1 protein-coding gene is annotated in these 506 nt (G+C 63.2%); it reads left to right on the top strand.

From position 1 onward, the window contains the following. Positions 1-506 (top strand): electron transfer flavoprotein subunit beta/FixA family protein (locus tag HP546_RS31045; protein WP_172233883.1); only part of this gene is annotated, 506 nt, incomplete at both ends.

Below are 506 nucleotides of genomic sequence, written 5' to 3'. Positions count from 1 at the left end.
GCCGACCGTGCCATCCTGGTCGAAGCCGCTGACGAACTGAACTCCCTGGCCGTGGCCAAGGCGCTGAAAGCCGTTGTCGACAAGGAGCAGCCGCAGCTGGTCATCCTCGGCAAGCAGGCCATCGACAGCGACAACAACCAGACCGGCCAGATGCTGGCGGCGCTGACGGGCTTCGCCCAAGGCACCTTCGCCTCCAAGGTCGAAGTGGCGGGCGACAAGCTGAACGTCACCCGTGAAATCGACGGCGGCCTGCAGACCGTGGCTTTGAACCTGCCCGCCATCGTCACCACCGACCTGCGCCTGAACGAGCCACGCTATGCGTCGCTGCCGAACATCATGAAGGCCAAGAAGAAGCCGCTGGAGACCGTCAAACCTGACGATCTGGGCGTTTCCCTCGCCTCCACCAACAAGACCCTGAAGGTTGAAGCCCCGGCTGCCCGCAGCGCGGGTATCAAGGTCAAGTCGGTGGCCGAACTGGTCGAGAAGCTGAAGAACGAAGCGAAGGT

The sequence above is a fragment of the Pseudomonas sp. CM25 genome, from assembly GCF_013179705.1.
In the GTDB taxonomy this organism is placed as follows: Bacteria; Pseudomonadota; Gammaproteobacteria; order Pseudomonadales; family Pseudomonadaceae; genus Aquipseudomonas.
This window is presented reverse-complemented; position numbering and strand designations above follow the sequence as displayed.